This is a genomic window from Thermovirga lienii, assembly GCF_036847465.1.
In the GTDB taxonomy this organism is placed as follows: Bacteria; Synergistota; Synergistia; order Synergistales; family Thermovirgaceae; genus Thermovirga; species Thermovirga lienii.
Genome location: NZ_DAITZW010000006.1, coordinates 1 through 20,821 on the forward strand (window position 1 = coordinate 1; position 20,821 = coordinate 20,821).

The 20,821-nt window shown below is 48.3% G+C and carries 20 protein-coding genes; 7 read left to right on the forward strand and 13 right to left on the reverse strand.

Going from position 1 to position 20,821, the window contains the following annotated elements; translation table 11 throughout:
• Window positions 1–62: 62 nt before the first annotated feature.
• Both V7Z69_RS03465 and V7Z69_RS03470 read left to right on the forward strand, forming a co-directional pair.
• A complete protein-coding gene (locus V7Z69_RS03465; RefSeq protein ID WP_014163718.1) occupies window positions 63–248 on the forward strand; it encodes a hypothetical protein in 186 nt (61 codons plus the stop codon).
• 66 nt (window positions 249–314) lie between these two features.
• Window positions 315–1,481 (forward strand): zinc-binding metallopeptidase family protein, encoded by a 1,167-nt coding sequence (locus tag V7Z69_RS03470; RefSeq protein WP_014163719.1) that lies wholly within the window; start codon window positions 315–317, stop codon window positions 1,479–1,481.
• A gap of 10 nt (window positions 1,482–1,491) precedes the next feature.
• On the opposite strand, the gene V7Z69_RS03475 is transcribed toward V7Z69_RS03470, so the two are convergent.
• The 3 genes from V7Z69_RS03475 to V7Z69_RS03485 are packed head-to-tail and all read right to left on the reverse strand — an operon-like array spanning window position 1,492 to window position 4,719.
• A complete protein-coding gene (locus V7Z69_RS03475; protein WP_014163720.1) occupies window positions 1,492–2,907 on the reverse strand; it encodes an FAD-binding oxidoreductase in 1,416 nt (471 codons plus the stop codon).
• Window positions 2,907–3,920, reverse strand: coding sequence for an electron transfer flavoprotein subunit alpha/FixB family protein (locus V7Z69_RS03480; RefSeq protein ID WP_014163721.1), 1,014 nt, complete (start codon window positions 3,918–3,920; stop codon window positions 2,907–2,909). The genes V7Z69_RS03475 and V7Z69_RS03480 overlap by 1 nt, the downstream gene beginning before the upstream one ends.
• The gene (locus tag V7Z69_RS03485; protein ID WP_014163722.1) at window positions 3,907–4,719 is read right to left on the reverse strand and encodes an electron transfer flavoprotein subunit beta/FixA family protein; all 813 of its coding nucleotides are present in this window, start codon (window positions 4,717–4,719) and stop codon (window positions 3,907–3,909) included. Before V7Z69_RS03485 ends, V7Z69_RS03480 begins: the two co-directional genes overlap by 14 nt.
• 245 nt (window positions 4,720–4,964) lie before the next feature.
• Between V7Z69_RS03485 and typA the strand changes: the two genes are divergently transcribed.
• A complete protein-coding gene (gene typA, locus V7Z69_RS03490; protein ID WP_014163723.1) occupies window positions 4,965–6,842 on the forward strand; it encodes a translational GTPase TypA in 1,878 nt (625 codons plus the stop codon).
• Window positions 6,843–7,103: 261 nt separating this feature from the next.
• Here typA and V7Z69_RS03495 read toward each other — a convergent pair whose 3' ends face one another.
• On the reverse strand, window positions 7,104–8,012 hold the full coding sequence (locus tag V7Z69_RS03495) for a diguanylate cyclase (protein ID WP_334138554.1): 909 nt from the start codon (window positions 8,010–8,012) through the stop codon (window positions 7,104–7,106).
• Window positions 8,013–8,017: 5 nt separating this feature from the next.
• Window positions 8,018–8,698: an epoxyqueuosine reductase gene (locus V7Z69_RS03500; RefSeq protein WP_014163725.1), complete on the reverse strand. Its 681-nt coding sequence runs from the start codon at window positions 8,696–8,698 to the stop codon at window positions 8,018–8,020.
• A 400-nt stretch (window positions 8,699–9,098) separates the two neighbouring features.
• Here V7Z69_RS03500 and V7Z69_RS03505 point away from each other — a divergent pair, with 400 nt between their 5' ends.
• Entirely contained in the window at window positions 9,099–10,550 is a 1,452-nt protein-coding gene (locus V7Z69_RS03505) for a sodium:solute symporter family protein (protein WP_014163728.1), read from the forward strand.
• A 42-nt stretch (window positions 10,551–10,592) separates the two neighbouring features.
• Here the strand turns inward: V7Z69_RS03505 and clpB are convergent, their stop codons facing one another.
• The 5 genes from clpB to V7Z69_RS03530 all read right to left on the reverse strand — a co-directional run bounded on the left by clpB (window position 10,593) and on the right by V7Z69_RS03530 (window position 18,468).
• Entirely contained in the window at window positions 10,593–13,205 is a 2,613-nt protein-coding gene (clpB, locus tag V7Z69_RS03510) for an ATP-dependent chaperone ClpB (protein WP_014163729.1), read from the reverse strand.
• A 17-nt stretch (window positions 13,206–13,222) separates the two neighbouring features.
• Entirely contained in the window at window positions 13,223–14,143 is a 921-nt protein-coding gene (locus tag V7Z69_RS03515) for a DnaJ C-terminal domain-containing protein (protein WP_014163730.1), read from the reverse strand.
• 106 nt (window positions 14,144–14,249) lie between these two features.
• Window positions 14,250–16,133 carry a molecular chaperone DnaK gene (gene dnaK, locus V7Z69_RS03520; protein WP_014163731.1) on the reverse strand — a complete coding sequence of 628 codons (1,884 nt, stop codon included), beginning with the start codon at window positions 16,131–16,133 and terminating at the stop codon, window positions 14,250–14,252.
• 278 nt (window positions 16,134–16,411) lie between these two features.
• Window positions 16,412–16,852 carry a hypothetical protein gene (locus V7Z69_RS03525; protein WP_334138555.1) on the reverse strand — a complete coding sequence of 147 codons (441 nt, stop codon included), beginning with the start codon at window positions 16,850–16,852 and terminating at the stop codon, window positions 16,412–16,414.
• A 68-nt stretch (window positions 16,853–16,920) separates the two neighbouring features.
• On the reverse strand, window positions 16,921–18,468 hold the full coding sequence (locus V7Z69_RS03530) for a YbaK/EbsC family protein (protein WP_334138556.1): 1,548 nt from the start codon (window positions 18,466–18,468) through the stop codon (window positions 16,921–16,923).
• 191 nt (window positions 18,469–18,659) lie between these two features.
• Between V7Z69_RS03530 and V7Z69_RS03535 the strand changes: the two genes are divergently transcribed.
• Both V7Z69_RS03535 and V7Z69_RS03540 read left to right on the forward strand, forming a co-directional pair.
• Complete coding sequence (locus V7Z69_RS03535) at window positions 18,660–19,160, forward strand: hypothetical protein (RefSeq protein ID WP_334138557.1); 501 nt, start codon at window positions 18,660–18,662, stop codon at window positions 19,158–19,160.
• A gap of 20 nt (window positions 19,161–19,180) precedes the next feature.
• Window positions 19,181–19,537 carry a PucR family transcriptional regulator ligand-binding domain-containing protein gene (locus V7Z69_RS03540; protein ID WP_334138558.1) on the forward strand — a complete coding sequence of 119 codons (357 nt, stop codon included), beginning with the start codon at window positions 19,181–19,183 and terminating at the stop codon, window positions 19,535–19,537.
• Between the two features lie 110 nt (window positions 19,538–19,647).
• On the opposite strand, the gene V7Z69_RS03545 is transcribed toward V7Z69_RS03540, so the two are convergent.
• Entirely contained in the window at window positions 19,648–20,112 is a 465-nt protein-coding gene (locus V7Z69_RS03545) for a PH domain-containing protein (protein WP_334138559.1), read from the reverse strand.
• Window positions 20,113–20,261: 149 nt separating this feature from the next.
• On the opposite strand from V7Z69_RS03545, the gene V7Z69_RS03550 reads away from it, so the two are divergent.
• On the forward strand, window positions 20,262–20,465 hold the full coding sequence (locus V7Z69_RS03550) for a dodecin family protein (protein WP_334138560.1): 204 nt from the start codon (window positions 20,262–20,264) through the stop codon (window positions 20,463–20,465).
• On the opposite strand, the gene V7Z69_RS03555 is transcribed toward V7Z69_RS03550, so the two are convergent.
• Together V7Z69_RS03555 and V7Z69_RS03560 are read right to left on the reverse strand one after the other, a co-directional pair.
• Window positions 20,462–20,635 (reverse strand): hypothetical protein, encoded by a 174-nt coding sequence (locus V7Z69_RS03555; RefSeq protein ID WP_334138561.1) that lies wholly within the window; start codon window positions 20,633–20,635, stop codon window positions 20,462–20,464. The genes V7Z69_RS03550 and V7Z69_RS03555 overlap by 4 nt on opposite strands.
• Before the next feature lie 21 nt (window positions 20,636–20,656).
• Window positions 20,657–20,815 carry a hypothetical protein gene (locus V7Z69_RS03560; RefSeq protein WP_334138562.1) on the reverse strand — a complete coding sequence of 53 codons (159 nt, stop codon included), beginning with the start codon at window positions 20,813–20,815 and terminating at the stop codon, window positions 20,657–20,659.
• Between the last annotated feature and the right edge of the window lie 6 nt (window positions 20,816–20,821).

Genomic DNA, 20,821 nt, shown 5'->3' on the forward strand with positions numbered 1-20,821 from the left:
TCAAGAAGCTATAAAAACTTCTTGATAATTTCTAAGACATATTATACGAGGGGGAGTATAAGATGTCAAAGTTCAATATGCCTCATGAGGATCACGAAAATCACTTGTGCTATCTCCATAATTTAGGCCTACTGGAGGCTAACCTAGACCACTACAAGGGGTTGGTAAAGGACGCTCAGTATATATGCAAAAGATGCGGCCGTGCGGCAAAAAGAGCAGAAAACCTATGCGAACCAGAGAAACTTTAAAAAACTCAAATTTTGCGGGAGAAGCTTTGAGCCTCTCCCGCAAAACTCTCATTACATACATGCTTTATGATTAGGACTGAAGAAATACTTACGTTAAGCGCTAGGCTCTCAGGTATCTTTTGGAAGCTCTGCAACACCTTGGCTGACGCTCCAGAAATTTCATCACAAGAGTACAATGCTTCTAACTTGCACGCAGAAACCCTAAAGCAATTTGGTTTCACTATAGAAAAACCCTTCGCTGACTCAGAAACAGCCTTCAGGGCGACTTATGGCCAAGGAAGGTTGAATTTTGCCTTCTTGGTGGAATATGACGCTCTTGAGGGGATAGGCCACGGATGTGGGCATAACCTCAGCGGCGCCATGACCAGTCTTGCAGCTGTATTGCTGTCTTTTCTTTCTTCCAGCCTTCCTCCTTTTCGGATCACAGTGTTCGGAACCCCCTCGGAGGAAAAAGGCAACTTCAAGGCCCATTTGGTGACCGAAGGACATTTTAGCGAAACCAACCTAGCCCTTATGTCTCACGCAACCTCCGGAAAAAGCCGCGCACACTTTCGTTCCCTGGCTATGAGCACCAGAGATTTCTCATTTGTCGAAGGTAAAAAGAAGCCAATTTGGGGGCAGATTAAGGGACCTAATCCCTTAGGAGCAATGGGGGACTTGATCACTACTCTGGAAAAACTTCAGGAACATGGCCCCCTGGCAAACGGAGTGATATTAAAATGCGGCAAAGACCCTCTTGAAACACTTTCCGAGACAACAGCTCGCTTCGCCTTCTGCTCCACCAAAAAGATAAAGATCGATGACTTTCTTGAAGAGCTTTATCAAGCGGCCTACCAGATAGCAGAAAAAAGGAACCTTATATTTGTACACAAAATAACAGAAAGGGACATTTGGGAATTTTTCCCAAACAAACCAGCAGAGGACGCCTTGTTTGAGGTCATGACGTCCTTGCAAATGGACCCAGAAAAATTCCCTCCCGGGGAGTTCGATGGGGCTTCCGATGTAGGCAACGTTAGCCAAGTTTGCCCCACCGTCCACCCCCTAATATCCATAAGCGGGGGAAAAATCAAAAGACACACTCCCGAGTTCGCCGCGGCCACCAAGACAAAGGAAGCTCGCAGCGCCCTCGTAAAAGGGGCAGCTGCGTTAGCCCTTTTGGTAGTTCGGTTTCTATCGGACGAAGCCTTACAGAGAAAAATCAAAGAGCACTTCACAAAGGAGAGAAAGCTCTAACTCCGGGAAGCTACTCCACCAATTTGCCAGGGTTCAATATCCCTTTAGGATCGAAGACCTGCTTTATACCCTTTATCAACCTTATCTGAGCTTCATCAAGGAACATACCAATGTACTTTTTGCGTTTTAACCCTATTCCATGTTCCCCTGACAGGGTACCTCCCAGTTTCTTCGTAACTTCGTAGAGGTCTATTCTTGCTCCCTCTATGGCCTCATGCCAATCTACTCGGTCCTCTCCTGCCAAGAGGTTAATATGCACGTTCCCATCCCCTGCGTGACCATAATTTGCTGCCTCCAGGTCCCACTTTCTGCAGACCTCGTCGACCGCCTTTATAAGTGCAGGAACTTCCTTTATGGGCACAGAGATATCCTCTTTTGCATACTTGGTATAGAAGGCCATGACGGCTTCCGCTATACCTTTTCTGGCCTTCCAGAGTTTTTCTCTAAAGTTGCGATTGTCGGCAACGAAGACTTCAAGAGCACCACTTTCCAGGCACATGTCCCCAACCTTTTCATACTCATCGGCCAATACTTCGGGATCGTTCCCTTCCAATTGTATTATCAAATGGGCTCCAGCATCATCGAAAGGCAATGAACTTCCAAGATATCGGGAAACTATCTTGAGCGCCCTTCTATCCATGAACTCCAATGCTACTGGAACTATCTTCGCCTCAGTTATGACCTTGGGAACAAAGGATATGGCATCTTCTACCTTTTCGAACGGAACCAAAAGATCCACTATCCGCTCCTGAAGGGGAACCAATTTGAGGATAATCTTGGTCACCACACCCAAAGTTCCTTCCGAACCAACCATAAGATGGACCAGGTCCAAACCGGTAACGTCCTTGCGCCTTTTTCCTCCAAACCAAGTGATCTCCCCAGAGGGCAAGACTACTTCAAGGCCCAAAACGTTCGCCCCAGTGGTTCCATATTTTATGACCTTGTTGCCTCCGGCGTTCTCGGCCACGTTGCCTCCTATGAAGGATGCGTCTCCACTGCATGGGTCCCCTGCGTACTGAAGGGAATGCTTCATCGCCACCGACTGTATCTCCGAGGTAACGACTCCAGGTTCAACTGTAACTGTAAGGTTCTCCAGGTCCAACTCCAAAATGCGGTTCATCTTCTCAAAGGACATAATTATCCCACCAAAAGCGGGAACTGCCCCTCCAGAAAGGCCTGTGCCTGCCCCCCTCGGAGTCACAGGAATAACTTTATCGTTCGCATATGCCATGATTCTGGAGACATGTTCTGTGCTCTCAGGGAATACCACAACGTCTGCACAGTACTGGCGGTCCCAAAACTGCACTCCCACTTCGTCCCTGGAATATGCGAGCCTTTTTTCCTCATCTACGGATACGTTATGAGGTCCCACTATTGCGCAGAGGTCCTCTATTACTTTGTCGGTTACAGGCATGAAAGCAGTCACTACTCTTTCCCCCTTTGCTCTTTTATCTTCTCTATTATCCTGGGGACTATATCGAAAAGGTCTCCACAAAGGGCAATGTCTGCAACTCTGAATATAGGAGCCTCGGGATCTTTATTTATGGCCACCACGAAATCCGCTGTCTGCATTCCTGCAAGGTGCTGAACCGACCCGGAGATCCCCACCGCAAAATAAACCTTAGGAGAGACCACCTTACCGCTCAGACCAACCTGATGAGGATAGCTTATCCACTTGTTATCTACTGCAGCCCTGCTAGCACCGACGCCTCCACCAAGAAGGGACGCCAACTCCCTCAATAGGTTGAAATTCTCAGCCTTCTTAAGCCCCTTACCACCAGAGACTACGACATCAAGGTCTTGAATATTGACATCCATTCCCTCCTGGTGTTCCTTGCCCAAGACCTCAATGGAGCTTGTGAAAACTTCTCCAGGAAGGTCTGGATGCTCAACTCGGGCTTTGCGTCCTCTGTTGGGCTTGGGGACAGGGAAGGTCCTGGGTCTTACCGTCGCCATCTGAGGCAAGTGGTTGGGCGTTTGGATGGTGGCCATTATGTTGCCTCCAATTGCTGGCCTAGTCTGCAAGAGAAGGCCAGTATCAGCATCTATATCCAGACCCGTGCAGTCTGCTGTGAGGCCTGTATGAACTTTGGCCGCCACCGCAGGCATGTATGTTCTTCCTGAAGTAGTCGCTGGGGCCAAAACTATCTGGGGGTTCCTTCCCTTTATCAAGTAGCTTATGACATTCGTATATACCTCTTGATTGAAGTACCTAAACGGCTCCCCTACGACGCACAAAACCACATCGGCTCCCCACCATGCAAGGTCTTCCACGTTCATGTCAACGCGGTCGTACATCAGTAGAGTCGTGACCTTTGTTCCTAATCTGTCAGCCAGCTCCCTGGCCTTGGCCGTAAGCTCTACCGTCGCAGAATGAAGGGTCCCTTCCCTTATCTCTCCTATAACTAGAATCTCACCAGAACGATTACTTCTCTGCATTATCCTTACCTCCATCCAAAACTCCCATGGAGTGAAGCTCCTTCAAAAGATGCTCTATCCCCTTGTCGAGATCCTTTCCTTTGTAAAAGGCCCCTTCCCTAGTAACCTTAGGATAGAAGATCTTTACTACCCTCGTGGGCGAACCTGAAAGTCCAACCTCCTCAGGATTTAGGCCTACCTTTTCGTGATCCCATTTGACAACGTCGAAACGCCTGGCCTTTTTCTTACCTGCAAGGGTAGGCATCGAAGGCTCGTTGAGGTCCCTAAGGACCGTAAGTAGGCAGGGCAGGGGTAGTCTCTGTATCTCCACACCATCCTCCACAGTTCTTCGAACTACGGCAGAATCCTTTTCGATGTCCAATTGACTCACATACGTGCTGAAGGGAAGGCCCAACATGACAGCCACCTCAGGCCCCACCTGGCCTGTTTCTCCATCAGTAGCTTTTTCCCCTGCCAAGATCAAGTCGTAGGGCCCCGTTTTAGCTATCGCAGCTGCAAGGGTCTTTGCTGTAGCCCACGTGTCAGCTGCCGCAAAACAAGGGTCAGTAAGTAAAAACACCTCATCAACCCCAAGGGCAACGGCCTCCCTTAAGGCCTCCTCGGCCTGAGGCGGGCCCATGGAAAAGACTCTCACCTTGCCTCCAAACTTTTCCCTCAAATCAATAGCGCACTCAATGGCGTGAAGATCCAGAGGATTGATTATGGCTCCGACTCCAGACCTCACCATAGTACCCTTTTCTTCGTCCATCTTAACTTCGTCTGAATCAGGAACTTGTTTCACCAATACAGCAATAAGCACTCTACCACTTCCTTTTCTTTGTTAGCGCTTTCGCCAAATAACCAAAATACTCATCGAGAAAGTATACCTTATTGTCATGCTCCTTGCCATACCCCTCAAGGAAAACCCATTCATTGGGAAATTGGTTGAATGCCCGACAACAGGGAGAATATTATGGCCTTTTCTGAAAATTGCAGTATAATACATCTCTGTTTAGTCTTATTTAGGCTTTTGCGCTTGCAGTACAATCAGGAGGGTAGAATTTAATGAGAGACATATCGAAAATACGAAACGTTGCCATAATAGCCCACATAGACCACGGCAAGACCACGCTGCTTGATTCGGTCTTCAAGGCCGCAAAGCTCTTCCGGGATAACGCCAGGGTAGAAGAAAGAATAATGGACAACAATGCCCTAGAGAGGGAAAGGGGCATTACCATCCGGGCAAAACACTGTTCCGTCGAATGGAACGATTACCTGATCAACATAATTGACACGCCAGGACATGCCGACTTCTCCGGAGAAGTAGAGCGCATAATATCCATGGTGGACTCCGCCTTGCTCTTGGTAGACGCCAATGAAGGTCCGATGCCTCAAACAAGATACGTGCTAATGCGGGCCTTAAAGGCAGGACTTAAGCCCATAGTCGTGGTAAACAAAGTTGACCGCCCAAACGCCGCCATAAACGAGGCCCTGAACGCCACCTTCGACCTGTTCCTTGAGCTAGGGGCAACGGAGGAACAGGCGGACTTTCCGGTTCTGTACGGCTCAGGACTTCACGGTTGGTTCGTAAGAAACTTGGAAGACGAGCCCAGGGGAATGGATCCCCTGTTTGAAACCATAATAGATTTCGTACCTCCCCCAAAAGGAGATCTGGATAAACCCTTTCTCATGCAAGCCACGAGCATAACATGGAACGACTACATAGGCCGGGTAGGATGCGGCAGGATAGTCCAAGGAAAGATCAAAAAGGGCGACATTATAGTAAGAACAAGCACCGCCTGGACGGACAAGGATAAAAACCAATGGGATATAATAAACCAAGAGAGGGCAAAGGTCACTCACCTCTGGTTAACCAAAGGCTTCAAGCTCACGGAGGTAGAGGAAGCCTCAGCGGGCGACGTGGTCTGGATAGCCGGTCCGGAGGATATATCCATAGGTGACACCCTGAGCTTTGAGGAGAACTCCCAAGAACCCCTTTCCCCTCTGGAGATAGAGGAACCCACGGTCTCCATGTTCTTTCTGGTGAACAACGGCCCCTTCGCGGGAAAAGAAGGCAGAGCTGTGACGCTTAGGCAAATAAAAGAACGCCTACTTCAGGAGGCCAGGGTAAACGTGGCTTTGAGAGTGGAGGACATAGGAAGGCCTGACGGATTGAAAGTTTCAGGTCGAGGAGAGCTTCACCTTGCGATTCTCATAGAGGAAATGAGAAGAGAGGGCATGGAGCTATGCGTCTCAAGGCCTGAGGTCATCACTAAACGAGACGAAAATGGAAACCTGCTGGAGCCAATGGAGCAACTGATAGTGGACGTCCCAGAGGAATATCAGGGCGTGGTCATAGAAAAAGTTTCAAGGCGGAAAGGAGAGTTTACCAGCGCCCATAATCTGGGTACTGGCCTCATGCGGTTGGAATTTAACATACCTACTAGGGGCCTCATCGGCTACAGGACTGAGTTCTTGACGGATACCAGGGGCTTGGGAATCATGTCCTCTCGGTTCATAGGTTACGACCTCTGGAGAGGCGAAATATCTGGAAGGAACAGAGGTTCCATGGTGAGCATGGATAGCGGCGAAGCCACGAGCTACCAACTAGAGAACCTTCAGCAGAGAGGCGTTCTCTTCATATCACCCATGGACAAGGTCTACGAAGGCATGGTGATAGGAGAACATTCTAGAGGCAATGACCTGCCTTGCAATCCAACCAAGAAAAAACATGTAACCAACCATCGTTCCTCTACCAAGGAAAGCACCGTAGTTTTGGATGTACCCAGGAAACTGACCTTGGACGCCGCACTGGAGTGGATAGCCGAAGACGAATTGGTGGAGGTCACCCCGCTCTCTGTGAGGGTTAGAAAGAGCATATTGAATCATGAAGCAAGGAAGAAGGCAGCAAAGAAAGCAAAGAATCAAGAAAGTGCCGCGTGACATGCTCCCACCACCTACGCTTCGCTTAGAGGTGGGGCTTCTCGGGTAATCTCATCTCATGATGAGAAATTGACCGAGCTATCCCCGTGTGTCCCACGGTTCATTTTTCTAAAACTGATTATATAATAACACACAAAAAAGAGACAACTTTAGACTATACCTAACCGAAATTCATCTCCCACTTCGTTTAGAAGTGGGAGACTTCTTTCGGAAAAAATGTTAAAAGTTCCCATAGGGGCCCTTGTACGTAAAGGGCCCCTATTACCCTACTGTTACCCGATTCCTGCCGGACCTCTTGCTCTCATAGAGGAGATCATCGGCTCTTTTTATGACGCTCTCCATGGTGTCTTCGTCCTGAAATAACGTAGCCCCTATAGATATGGTAGCACGTAACCTCTTACCCTCGTGTACTATGAAGGACTTCTCTACCAGCACCCTTATCCTCTCGGCCACCTTTGAGAGTTCCGTTTGATCCACGTTCCTTATTACTCCAAGAAACTCCTCCCCTCCCCAGCGCCCAAAAACATCGAAGGGCCTGGAGTTGTTTATAAGGGTATTAGACAACATCTTCAGGACCTCGTCCCCCACCTCATGCCCATGGGTATCGTTAAAGCTCTTGAAGTGATCAATATCCATGAACAAGACGCCGAAAGGCACTTTTAGGCGCTTCCTTTCCTCGATCCTGGTCTTGATCTCATGCTCCATGTACCTCCTGTTTGGTAAACCTGTCAGGGCATCCAGCATTGCCAATCTCTCAAGCTCCATAAGCCGTAACCTGTTCGCCTCTATGGAGGTCATGTCGCTAAAAAGCTCTACAGCACCCACTACCTCACCCTCTGAGTTTCTCAGCACTCCCGCCCTTACCCACACGGGGACCCTGTGGCCCTTTTTGTGATGCAGGTAAACCTCAGCGTCTCTATTTTTGCCCGTCGCCATGGCCAAAGCTAAAGGACACATGCCCCTGCAAAGATCGTTCCCCTCTTCATCAACGTGCATCAATATATCCTTGGAGCACGGAGTACCCAAGACCTCCCAAGCTGCAAAACCTGTTATCCTCTCCGCTGCCTTGTTCCAAAACCTTATTACCCTATCTTTGTCTACGATATATAACCCATCGTTCAGACTGTCGATTATCTCCCGATAAAAATCTTCTTCAAAATGCATCTCCATTGGCATCACCCCCCTATATATTTTCTCGTGTAGGGACAGGCAACTATGCACATTCCGCATATTAACTTGCCTATGTCGGGTTTTGAGGCTTCTATTTTCGTTCTCTCATAACATTTCCAAACATCGAAGAAATCCTCCCTATCGAGGGCTACATTCCAATTTTTACCTGAAGGAGCAGAGACAGGGCAAATTTTGACGCAGCATTTGCAGTCTCCGCATTTGGATTGGACTACCGGCTTACCGAAGGGTACCTCAAGGTCAGTTAAAATAGATGTAAAACGCAGAGCCGATCCATACTCCTCGGTAACAAGTAGGGCGCATTTACCTATCCACCCCAGGCCGCTTCTAGTAGCCACGGTCTTGTGAGGCAAGGGCATCCTCAAATCTGAGGGAACCTCATGTACCGTGGGAGGCAAACTTTTGGCTTTAGCGCCCATAGAGAGTATCATTTTCTCCGCCATTGAGCCTAAACGCGACAAGGACTGATTGGCGTGATCGTAGAGTTTCGCGTAATCAGGGGTGGGACCATTTACGATCCCTTTTATGACCTCCGGATCCAACGGATAGCCGATGGAAACACCATAAGGGAGTTCTGGATATGGTGTAACATCATGCAGATCTGCGAACCCCACGAGAGCAGCTCCGCTATCCAGCAGGCGTTCTTTGAGTTCCGTAAAGAAATCCATGGTTTACCCTTCCTTTCCAAAAAGAAGTTGACAAACATGGAGCCTTGGTGATATTCTTCCTCATAATTTAACACACAATATAAACAAAAGAAAACATGGAGGACAAAATGGCCGCCACTAGATTCTTCGCCCTTGATTACTATTATTACTTGTACTTTACCCCGCATCGAACCGATTCGGGCGAGGTCGGCTATTTTGTGAAAGCAGGGTAAGTGCAAGATTCACAACCTAGGGCTTTCCAATCCGCCTTCCCCGATCGGGGAAGGCGGATTTTTTTATTTATAAACGGAGGTGATTAAAATGCATCAGACCGATGGGTTCGTACTATTTTCCATGTTGGCAATTTTGGCTGGCATACTCTTTCCCATATGGATACTAATCACAGACAGGGGGGAGAATCATGATTAATCTTGCAGTTTGGCTTTTATATGGAGTCATTTTGGTTACGCTAGCGCGATGGTCCAAGGGAAAGGATGTGTTGCTACCCGGTAAGGTGGGAGTTCTAGTACAGGCTTTGGCGTACGTGGCAACCTACGTATCCGCAGTAGCGCTGGTGGGCTTCTCCGGCCTATGTTATCGTTACGGCCTGCAGATGCTTCTCATCGCAGCGGGAAACATGTGGCTGGGCACGTGGTTCGTGTACCGGTTCCTGGCTTGGCCCACTAGGCTTTGGCAACGAAAACTAAAAGCTCGCACCCCTGCAGAGATGCTCGGAACTGCAGCTCGTTCCAAATTGTTCAGAATATACCTTGGGAGCCTTTCCAGCGCCCTTCTTATCGTATACGCATCGGCAGTATTCAAGGGAGCGGCCTTCATGCTATCTGGAGTGACGGGGATTTCGGTTACCTTCTGCCTCTGGGGGATCATAATGATAGTGGCACTTAGCGTATCCTGGGGTGGCTTAAGGGGAGTCTTGTACACCGAGGCCCTTCAGGGAGGCATAATGCTCATAGGCGTCCTGGCGCTTCTTTTTGCCACCATCCGAGCGGTAGGAGGCCCCATGGAAGGGCTAGAACGCCTCGCAGCGCTGAAAGCCACGGAAACCGCAACCAACGGGTTTACCGCTCTAAGTTCCGGTCAGGGAGGTTTGTTCATCCTTTCTTTGGTAGCAGTTACCTCCATTGGAGTTTGGGCACAACCTCAGCTCGTTCAGAGGCACTTCGCTCTTAAGAGCCCCAAAGAGGCAAAAAAAGTAATCCCCTTTGCCATGTTGAGCATTGGGATAGTCATAGGCGGCGCATATTTCTCTGGGGCTCTATCAAGGTTGGTCCTGGGCCCAGACGTAAAGTCCGTGGATTCAGTCATACCCCTTTTGGTCTCAAAGCTTCTACCTGAAATAGGGGGACAGATATTCGCCATAGCGATAGTCTCGGCCTCTCTATCGACAGCCTCGGCCCTGCTTCACATCGTTGCAGGATCGATTACCAACGATGTCCTGCGAAGACAACCCAACGACCTGATATGGAAGGTCCTGGTCGCCTCATGTGCGGTACTCTCAGGCATCTTTGCCACCAAAAACTCCCAAATCATAGCGATGATATGCACTACTAGTTGGACCTTATTGGCCTCCGCCATTCTCGTGCCTTACCTCGCCCTTTTGGTCTGGGGAGACACTTTAAAGAAGTCAACATTCTGGGGCACCTCATTAAGCGGATTGCTCCCTGCTTTGACATGGTACATACTGGCCTTTGCACCTACATCTCAGAAGATCACCAACATCAGTGCACCAGGGTTCTGGGGCAGCGTACACCCCTTTTTCGTGGGGATTCTCTTCTCCCTTTTGGGATTTGCCTTCTTCCTAACCCTGGAGAGGGCTTCGGAAAAAACATCGTTATTGGACACGGAAGGATAACAATAAAAGGGAAGACACCCCCAAGGTGTCTTCCCTTTTATTTTATGCAGACACGGAAACGGAGAAGGTCAGTTTTTCTCCATCCGAATCAACGGTAAGCTTGGAGCCTTCGCAAAGTTCTCCTTTAAGGATCATCCTCGCTATCTTGGTCTCAAGCTCGTGAGCAATGAAGCGCTTCAAAGGCCTCGCACCATACACCGGATCGCTGCCTTCCCTCGCTATGAAGGTTTTGGCTTCTTGTGTCAGTTCAAGGGTGACGGAGCGCTCCTGTAACCTCTCCTTCAAATCTGCAGTCAACAGATCCACTATCTTCACCAATTCCTCTTGTCTCAATGGCTTGAACAGCACCACATCGTCCACCCTGTTGAGGAACTCTGGCCTGAAGTGAAGTCTTAGCTGCCTTGTCACTTCATTTCGAGCTTCCTCGGTGATCTCTCCACTTTCTGTAATACCCTCCATCAGGGCAGTTGCTCCGATGTTGCTGGTCATGATTATTATGGTGTTTCTAAAATCCACAGTCCTTCCGTGGCTGTCAGTGAGGCGTCCATCGTCCAGTACCTGAAGAAGGATGTTGAACACATCCTGATGCGCCTTTTCTATCTCGTCGAATAAGATGACCGAGTAGGGCTTCCTTCTGACCCTTTCCGTCAGCTGGCCACCTTCTTCATACCCCACGTAGCCAGGCGGAGCTCCTATCAATCGGGAGACTGCATGTTTCTCCATGTATTCGGACATATCTATCCTTATCAAGTTATCCTCACTGTCGAACAAGGCCTCCGCCAATGTCTTGGCAAGTTCCGTCTTACCAACCCCAGTAGGACCCAAGAATATGAAGGAACCTATAGGCCTTCTGGGATCCTTTATTCCAGACCTGGCTCTGAGCACCGCGTCAGCCACAAGTTTTACCGCTTCATCCTGACCAACAACCCTCTGGTGCAACACTTCTTCAAGTCTAAGCAACTTTTCTCGTTCTCCCTCCATGAGACGGCTAACAGGAATACCAGTCCACATGGAGACCACCTTGGCTATCTCTTCCTCGGTTACTTCCTCCCTCAAGAGCCTCTGTCCCGAGTCCTCCAGGCGTTTTTGCGCCTCCTGCAGTTTCATCTCAAGTTCAGGAAGCTTACCGTGCTTGAGCTCGGCTGCCTTGTTGAGGTCATATTCTCTTTCTGCTTTCTCTATCTCATGTTTTACCTTTTCTATCTCTTCTCGCAAACTCTGGACCTCAGAGATCAGTTTTTTCTCCACTTCGTACTGGGCCCTCAGGGCATCTGCTTTCTCTCTTGCTTCCTGAAGTTCCTTCCTCAGGTTTTCAAGTCTCTGCTGACTTGCCTTATCCGTCTCCTTTTTCAAGGCAGCTTCTTCTATCTCAAGCTGCATTATCCTCCTCATTACAGTGTCCAGCTCCGTAGGCATGGAGTCGATCTCGGTCCTTACCATGGCGCAAGCTTCATCCACAAGGTCTATGGCTTTGTCGGGCAGGAACCTATCGGTTATGTACCTATGAGATAGGACCGCTGCCGCCACAAGAGCGTTATCCTGTATCCGCACGCCATGGTGCACTTCAAAACGTTCCTTAAGCCCCCTGAGGATGGATATGGTATCTTCCACTGAGGGCTGGTCTACGTACACTGGCTGGAACCTCCGTTCCAGGGCAGCATCCTTTTCTATGTATTTCCTGTACTCGTCAAGAGTAGTAGCACCTATACAGTGAAGCTCTCCTCTGGCAAGCATGGGTTTCAACATGTTGCCCGCGTCCATAGAACCTTCTGCCCTGCCTGCACCCACAATAGTGTGGATCTCATCTATGAATAGTATTATGCGACCTTCGCTCCTTTTAACCTCGTTCAATACAGCCTTGAGTCTCTCCTCGAATTCTCCTCTGTACTTGGCACCAGCCACTAGGGCACCCATGTCAAGGGCCACAATGCTCCTATCCCTGAGCCCTTCAGGCACATCACCTCTTACGATCCGCTGCGCCAAACCTTCGACTATGGCAGTCTTACCTACGCCAGGTTCACCTATAAGAACCGGATTGTTCTTGGTTCTCCTGCTCAAGATTCTTATGACTCGCCTTACTTCCTCGTCTCTTCCTATGACAGGATCCAGTTTCCCTGCCCTCGCAAGAGCCACAAGGTCCCTGCCGTACTTTTCAAGTGCTTCATAGGTACTCTCTGGATCGGCGCTTTGAACCCTCTGGTTCCCCCTGACCTCCTGGAGAGTTTTGAAGAATCTATCCTCGTCGACCCCAAAATCAGCTAATATCTTTCTGGTTGGTGAGCTGGGATCCGGCTCCTCCATAAGGGCACTGAAAAGGTGCTCCACCGAAACATATTCGTCCTTCAATTTCTTGGCTTTTTCTTCAGCTGCGACCAAAACAGCCCCCAACCTGCCGGAAATATAAATTTTACCGGCCTCCAAGGACGCTCCTGCAATGCTTGGTCGCCTCGCCAACTCTTTTTCCACGGCATTTATCATCGCATCCAATGGAACGTCCATCTTCCTCATCAGTCTCGGTATAAGACCGTTTTCCTGCTTCAGCAACGCGAGCAGCAGGTGCTCGTTATCTACCTCTCTATGGCCTCTTTGGATTGCTTCTTTTTGGGCATCCGCCAGCGCTTCCTGTGATTTCTGAGTTAATTTATTCATATCCATAACTTATCCCCCCTTATCTACGCCCTGGGATTGAAGGGCGATTCCTTAGCAAGCTCCTCGAATAGGGCTCTTTCCTTTTCCGTTAGATTTTTGGGAACCACTATCCTCACTGTCGCTAAAAGGTCCCCATTGCCTCCCGTCCTCTTTGGCAAACCTTTTCCTCTCAGCCTCAATACCTGACCGCTTTGTGTCCCAGGAGGGACTTTGAGCTGTACAGTCCCTGTCAATGTAGGGATGGTCACTGTGCTTCCCAAGGCTGCCTCCCAAGGCGCCAGATCAAGCCTCATGGTCAAATCGTGGCCATTAACCCCAAACCTTGGGTCAGGCTTGATGTGAACCCTCAAGTACAAATCCCCGGGTGGGCCACCAGTAGGTGAAGGTGCCCCTTGAGATGCCAAACGGAGCCTGGAGCCCTCCGTAACCCCCTTAGGTATGGTTACCTCCAAAGTCTTTTGCTGCCCACCTATGTTTATAGAGATCTTCTTCTTGCCACCCTTTAAGACCTCTTCCAATGTCAGCTCCAACGGAGCTTCTATATCCTGGCCTTTAATGGTAGTCCTCGTGCTAGTCTCAAAAGGCGACTGAGAGAAGAAAGCCGAATCTCCGAAAAAGGCTTCGAAGAAGTCGCTGAAGAAGCTACCTGCTCCCTTGGAACTCCTTCTAGTGCCAAAGTTGAATATCTCTTCCCAGCCGGGCGGAGGCGTAAATTCCTGGCCATGCTGCCACCCACTTCCCAAAGCATCGTATCTTTTCCTTTTCTCAGGATCCTTCAGTACCTCATAAGCTTCATTTATCTCCTTGAACTTTTCGGTTGCAGCAGGGTCTTTGTTGGCATCTGGGTGATATTTTTTTGCCAACTTCCTGTAAGCTTTCTGTATTTCCTCCTGAGTGGCATTTCTATCCACTCCCAATATCTTGTAGTAATCCTTATATTCCACAGGCCATCGCCTCCCCTCTTACGGCCTCTCGCGCCTTCACGACAGGACCCCCCTTTAAGGGGGGTCCTGCGCCTTTATAGATGCTCACGGCATCTTAACAAGCTCCTCAGCTTTCGTTGAAGTCCGCATCGATTACGTCTTCTTCTGAAGAGCTAGAAGGCCCTGAAGATTCTCCCGTACCTTTTGTGGAGCTGGTGCTGCTGTAAGTGCCCAGCTTGCTTAAGGTATTCATCAGCTGCTTGGCAAGGTCTTCCAACCTTTCCTTTGGCTCCTCTTTCTTGATGGCCTCCTTGGCCTCCTCAATCAACCTCTCAGCAGTACCTTTTTCTTCTACCGGAACAGCATCCTTTACTTCATCCAACTTCTTCTCCACCTGATATACGACATTTTCCAGGTTATTGCGGGACTCTACCCATTCTTTCTTCTTCCTGTCCTCTTCGGCATGAAGCTCGGCTTCCTTGATCATCCGTTCTATTTCTTCCTCTGTAAGGTTCGTAGAGTTGGAGATCACAATCTTCTGTTCTTTGCCTGTATCCTTGTCCTTGGCAGATACATGTAGTATGCCGTTGGCGTCTATGTCAAAGGTCACCTCTATCTGAGGCACTCCCCTTGGAGCAGGCCTTATGCCGTCCAGCTTGAATGTCCCAAGGACCCTGTTGTCTTTTGCCATTTCCCTTTCTCCCTGCAAGACCACTATTTCCACTGCAGGCTGATTATCTTCCGCAGTAGTAAATATCTGAGATTTCCTGCAGGGTATGGTAGTGTTCCTCTCTATCATCTTGGTCATTACTCCACCCAGGGTCTCAATACCCAATGAGAGCGGCGTAACGTCCAGCAGGAGAACATCCTTTACTTCTCCCTTGATTATTCCGGCCTGCACTGCCGCACCCAATGCAACTACTTCGTCAGGGTTGACGCTCATGTTTATCTTCTTGCCACCGGTAAAGTCCGATATCAGCTTGTGGATAGCAGGCATCCTCGTTGAACCACCGACCAAGATAACCTCTGCTATGTCCTCTGGTTTGAGCTTGGCGTCCTTCAGTGCCTGCTGTACTGGTCCCAGACAACGCTTTACCAGATGCTCCGTAAGCTGTTCAAACTTCGCCCTAGTCAAGGTCATGTTCAAATGCTTAGGGCCACTGGCATCGGCCGTTATAAAGGGCAAGCTTATTTCTGTACTCGTTCTGGAAGACAGCTCACACTTGGCCTTCTCCGCTGCCTCGTACAGACGCTGCAGGGCCTGCCTGTCCTTTCTCAAATCTATACCCTGATCCTTGAGGAACTCGTCCGCCATCCAGTCCACTATGCACTTGTCGAAGTTGTCTCCTCCAAGATGGGTATCTCCAGCCGTAGCCTTGACCTCACACAGTCCATCGCCGACCTCCAATATGGATACGTCGAAAGTACCTCCTCCTAAGTCGAACACCATGATGATTTCGTTTTCCTTCTTATCCATTCCATAAGCCAAGGCAGCGGCCGTAGGCTCATTGATAACCCTCAATACGTTCAAACCTGCGATCTTTCCAGCGTTCTTGGTAGCCTGACGCTGAGCATCGTTGAAGTACGCCGGAACGGTTATGACGGCATCAGTTATTTTTTCACCCAAAAATGCCTCAGCGTCCTGAACTAGCTTCCGCAGGATCATGGCGCTTATCTCTTCGGGCGCGTATTGTTTATCACCCACTACGACCCTCACAGAATTATGAGGCCCTTCCACTACTTTATAAGGAACCATTTTCATTTCCTCGGCAACTTCACTGTAGTTGCGTCCCATGAACCTCTTTATGGAATAAATGGTTCCTTCCGGGTTCAAAACCGCCTGCCTTTTCGCTAAGGCTCCTACAAGGCGCTCCCCATTTTTAGTGAAAGCCACCACTGATGGAGTCGTTCTACTTCCTTCAGCGTTGGGTATTACTGTCGGCTTTCCTCCTTCCATGAAGGCTATAACCGAGTTAGTTGTTCCAAGATCTATTCCGACGGTGCGTCCCATCCAAATCCCCCCTCTTTGTTTTCTACAAACATGCTTTTATGTTTTTGACTTTTTTTGACCTTTGCGATGGTTATTATATAACAGAATTCTCAATCCGCAAATCTAAAAAAGTCAAATAAGGTCAGTTATAGATGATTATTCCAATACAGCCATTAATAAGCCCGTTTTTTTTTATTTTTCTCCATTTTATGTCTCATATCTCAAACTTAAGGGGGGAAAGGATTATCCTTTCCCCCCTTAGGCTTTTCTCTCACTTCATTCGCAGGATCAAATCCAGCTTAAAGATTGTCCTGCATGCGGTTTTTCATGAATTGTTCAAAACGCCAAGTATGGATTTCTTTCCTAAGCTGCTCCGCCTTTTCGAAGAGGCTTCTTACTTTCCCTTCGTCTGGCTTTTCATCGATCAATGCAAGGCGAAGCTCTAGATTTGTTCTACGAAGGTCGTTCATCTTTTTGAGTATGTCCTCGGGATAGTTGTTAAGATATTGAGGACCAGCACCCATACCTCTTACGTTTTCTCCATACATTGCGCCGCCTCGGAGACCTCCGCCACCAAATTGCCCGTCCTGATACATCCGAGGGCCAGGGCCTCCGCCCCTGCATCCCCCGAATCGTCCGTCTTGATACATCCAGGGTGCAGGGCCTCCCCAGTGGGCGAAAGCTGCCCCCGCAACTACCAAAAGCCCTACCAAAGCCAACAATATAATCTTCTTGTTCATATCGCTACACCTCCCGTTTTGCTCTAACAAAATTATACGGGCAATACCAGTGGGAGGTATGAGTAAATTTACCTATTTCCAGCAAAAATCCCTTCCACTTTCTCGACTAAGTTTTCGACTTGGACCTCTTCCTTGGCCCCATCAGGGTAAGACAGTTCTACGACACCATCAGCAGAACCCTTACCACAAACTATCGTTACAGGTGACCCAAACAGCTCTGCATCGGAAAACTTTACCCCTGCTCTCTCATCTCGATCATCCAGCAGGACTTTGAACCCCTTTTCTTCCAAAGATTCTGCTAGCCCTTCCCCCAATTCCAAAGCCTCTTTATTCCTAACGGAAGGAACTATGACTGCTACATCAAAAGGAGCAACACCCGCAGGCAGTGGCCCATCAGGCCCCACAAGACTCAAAACCAAGGGCTCCATGTATATTTTTCCTTCCCACAAGTGGGCTTCCTCCACTTTCCCATCCCTTCCCTGGTAAGAAATTTTTCTATCACCAAGGGAAGATGTTGCAATCATAGAAAAGGACGCAACCTTGGAAAGAAACTCTGCCTCCAAGGCAGAAGAACATACAGGACACCCTATTTCTTTTTCATACACTATTAGATCCTTTACCTCCTTAGCTGAGAAATCCCTTCCCCAGCAGGCATTCATCAAGTGTCTTTCGGGTTGGTTAGCTCCCACAACGGCGTTAACCATACCTTCCACATGGCGGTCTGCTATCACCCTTAACCTTTCGGGAAGTCCTACAGGCCCCAAATATCCAGCCAGATCACCAACAGTTTCCTTTATTTCAAGAGGGTCAGCGAAGCGCACGTTGCGACAGCCCACCACCTTTTTCACCTTTTCTTCACTTATTTTGTGGTCACCTCTCACCAGGACCACGAAAACTTCCTTCTCGCCGTCTTGGCGCTCAGCAACGTAAAACATGGTCTTGATGGTGTTCTCTGGAGGAACTCCCAGCTGCCGACATAACTCCGCAATGGTGTCCGCTCCCGGCGTGTCCACCACCTCTAGGGGACGCGGCTCTTTATCTTGAGGCTTGACCCCTCCTTTTACCGGAGAGTTTTCATCTCCACACCATGCACACTTGGGACAATAATAGCCCCTCTCCCCATATGGAGAGGTCTTATCAGTAAGGACAACTAAATCAAGGGTGTCAAGTCCATCAGAGACGGAGGCCTTTTCTCTCACAGAAAGCCCCACATTGGAAAGTCTGCGAGAGAACTCTCTACACGTTCCCCTTATCAGTTCCTCCCCTTGAGACGAAGACTCCGCAAAGCCTAAAATTCGATAAGAATGCCTTTCTCTCTGATAAAAGGTCAAGGGCAAGTGTCTGTAACTTTTTACGTAACCTGATGCAACTTCTTTCGCATGGCTGCAAAAGTCAGGAAAATCCACTCTCTGGAAGGCCATAGCTCTCAACACTTCTTCGACTTTACATGAAGTGCGCTCAAACAAAAGAACACCCATGGGCAAAAGGTTGAGAGACTCTTGTCCCGCCGCCAACCTACTTACAAAACCTCCCCTTATGAGCCTCAACATTCTTTGGTCTGCCACACCCTTTGGTGCTTCCTTAACGGTGGGCGCAAAAACACAAGACATCTTCATTATCCATACCCCCAATGTCAGGATCCAAGTAGTCCCAAAACTAGTATTTTTATGTAGTATACAGCACCATCAATATTACAGAAAGGCCTGTTTGGTGCCTTGCACTAAGTGAACTTAGAGGCTAATCTTTAAAGGAGCAAGATTTTTTGCACTAAAAAAATATAAGTAAATCTGTTTAGGTGATGCAAATCATGGATCCTTTGGCTTTTTTAAGCAAGCTCTTTAGACGCAGGAAGCTTGAATTAACCCCTAAAGACATAGCTCTTAGAGCGCCCAGATTGGATGAATACGAAGAGTGGAGCAAAAACAAGAGGCTTTTGATCTTCAATCCTCCCTTTTGGGGATTTCACGATATCTTCATTGACGATGAGCTAAATCATGCCCTTATATGCATAAAGGAAACCAGGGAGGCCTTCGTTATATCAGGGAACACAAAAGGAGGAGAAAAGGTACTAAAATATGGGCCAAACCTTGATCTGGAGTCGGAAGAAGATCTAGATCCAGGATTACTGGAGTGGATAGTATATGACGACTTCGTGGTATACAGAGGACCCTTCTTGCCGATAGGACGAGACCCTTACTACATTGGCAAGGTCGCAGCAACTTTTCCCTTTAATAAAAAAATTGAACCTAGCATTTATCCCGGCCTGATATCTTATCTAACAGAGTGGTATATAAAAAATAGAAGTTAAAAGCCCAGTGAGGTGTTCTAATGAAAGTTGCAGATCTCTTCAAAAAAAACAATTTCCCTGATTTCCGTCTTCTAGGGGGAGCAGAAGGTGTATCAAACAAGATAACCTCTGTCTCCGTCATAGATTCACCGGATGTCTTCAGGTGGATGCGAGGAGGCGAGTTCCTAATAGGAAGCGGTTACATCTTCAAGGAAGCCCCGGACAGCATGGCAGAGTTCATGCGCCTGGTGGCTGAAAGGGAAATAGCTGCCCTGGGGATCAAAATAGATAGATACCACTCCAAAATTCCGGAAAGCTGCATAAAGGAAGCAGACAAGCTGGGACTCCCCTTGATAGAGATTCCTTCTAACATGATTAGTATGTCGGTAATAAAATAAACACTAGCCTTCAAAGAAATCACCCTTCCCCCGTAAGATTTCACCACCTAAACATTTTAGCGACCCATTCTGGCATTGTAGCTGTCAAATCCTAACAAAAAAATGTCTTTTTACTTGTTGCCCCGAATCATATCAACCCTCTCGCGGATAGCCTCCCAAAGAGACCTAGCTTCCTTTATACCCACGATGTAGCGCCTTCCATCCGTCATTCGGATATCCAAGGCCTCGGTTACGCCCACGCTGTAGAGCCACCCCTTGTATATCCTCTTCAAACCCACAGAGTGCCAAGGTATCTTGGTTAAAGATACCGATTGGATCTCCGACAAAGGAATGCAGCGCTTGACCAATCCAGGCCCCATACGAACCTCTAAAGCATCCTCAGCCAATGTTACCTTTATAGAAGTAAAAAACACCAATGTGAAGCCTAAAAGAGCTGCTGAGACCACTAAAACTGCGTAAGGAAAACTGTCATCAGAAGTTTTCAGTGCCCAAGCCTGTATTACAATGGCGACGAAAACGAGCACAAGAACAGCCCTAAGTCCCCATCCTTGCTGTACATATGTGCGCTTTCCCATGTTAATCCCTCCACAAGTGCATAGTTAGAGTATTTTACCATAGGAACGAAACGAGAGATAAGAAAGGATTGCAATCTCACGCCCTGCAATCAATAGCAGTGTGATATAATTTTATCGTGCTAAACACTAAGAAGAGGAGGAAAGCAAAGATGAGCGGAGTCTACAAAATAATAGAAATAATAGGTTGCAGCAGCACATCCTGGGAAGACGCAGTAAAGACGGCTGTGGAAACTGCATCCAAAAGCCTTCAAGACCTCAGGATTGCTGAAGTGGTAGCGCAAGACGTAACCGTAAAGGACGGAAAGGTGGATCAATATCGGGTCAAAATTAAACTATCTTTCAAATACCACTAACAATCAACAATGACATTGGTACCCAACAATAAGTATCCAAGGGTGGTAGGCACCTTATCGATGTAGAGGGCCTCTCCTTCATATTTGAGTCCCTTCTGGATCCATAGTTTTATCTCCTGTGACTTCACAAGAGAATAGTTTTCTGTGTCTTTTGGCTTGCCACCCTGCACGAGGGCTACATAGTTGGCCCTTCAACCAGAACCTATATTCTGCAAACTAATGTAACCTTCGTTCCCCATCTTGGCCATCGCTTTCCTGGCCTCGTCGGAAAAAACGACCTCCTGCGCCAAGACAGGAGACACGACAACAAGAACGAAAGCGAACATCAATATAACGGCCTTCAACTTCATGATCCA

What these genes read in the sequence shown, in the direction of transcription:
- typA (WP_014163723.1), top strand. Translation starts at nt 4,965, where the DNA reads ATGAGAGACATATCGAAAATACGAAACGTTGCCATAATAGCCCACATA.
- clpB (WP_014163729.1), bottom strand. Translation starts at nt 13,205, where the DNA reads ATGGATATGAATAAATTAACTCAGAAATCACAGGAAGCGCTGGCGGAT.
- dnaK (WP_014163731.1), bottom strand. Translation starts at nt 16,133, where the DNA reads ATGGGACGCACCGTCGGAATAGATCTTGGAACAACTAACTCGGTTATA.
- V7Z69_RS03500 (WP_014163725.1), bottom strand. Translation starts at nt 8,698, where the DNA reads ATGGATTTCTTTACGGAACTCAAAGAACGCCTGCTGGATAGCGGAGCT.
- V7Z69_RS03550 (WP_334138560.1), top strand. Translation starts at nt 20,262, where the DNA reads ATGAGCGGAGTCTACAAAATAATAGAAATAATAGGTTGCAGCAGCACA.
- V7Z69_RS03470 (WP_014163719.1), top strand. Translation starts at nt 315, where the DNA reads ATGATTAGGACTGAAGAAATACTTACGTTAAGCGCTAGGCTCTCAGGT.
- V7Z69_RS03480 (WP_014163721.1), bottom strand. Translation starts at nt 3,920, where the DNA reads ATGCAGAGAAGTAATCGTTCTGGTGAGATTCTAGTTATAGGAGAGATA.
- V7Z69_RS03530 (WP_334138556.1), bottom strand. Translation starts at nt 18,468, where the DNA reads ATGAAGATGTCTTGTGTTTTTGCGCCCACCGTTAAGGAAGCACCAAAG.
- V7Z69_RS03560 (WP_334138562.1), bottom strand. Translation starts at nt 20,815, where the DNA reads ATGAAGTTGAAGGCCGTTATATTGATGTTCGCTTTCGTTCTTGTTGTC.
- V7Z69_RS03495 (WP_334138554.1), bottom strand. Translation starts at nt 8,012, where the DNA reads ATGGAGATGCATTTTGAAGAAGATTTTTATCGGGAGATAATCGACAGT.
- V7Z69_RS03525 (WP_334138555.1), bottom strand. Translation starts at nt 16,852, where the DNA reads ATGAACAAGAAGATTATATTGTTGGCTTTGGTAGGGCTTTTGGTAGTT.
- V7Z69_RS03465 (WP_014163718.1), top strand. Translation starts at nt 63, where the DNA reads ATGTCAAAGTTCAATATGCCTCATGAGGATCACGAAAATCACTTGTGC.
- V7Z69_RS03545 (WP_334138559.1), bottom strand. Translation starts at nt 20,112, where the DNA reads ATGGGAAAGCGCACATATGTACAGCAAGGATGGGGACTTAGGGCTGTT.
- V7Z69_RS03540 (WP_334138558.1), top strand. Translation starts at nt 19,181, where the DNA reads ATGAAAGTTGCAGATCTCTTCAAAAAAAACAATTTCCCTGATTTCCGT.
- V7Z69_RS03505 (WP_014163728.1), top strand. Translation starts at nt 9,099, where the DNA reads ATGATTAATCTTGCAGTTTGGCTTTTATATGGAGTCATTTTGGTTACG.
- V7Z69_RS03535 (WP_334138557.1), top strand. Translation starts at nt 18,660, where the DNA reads ATGGATCCTTTGGCTTTTTTAAGCAAGCTCTTTAGACGCAGGAAGCTT.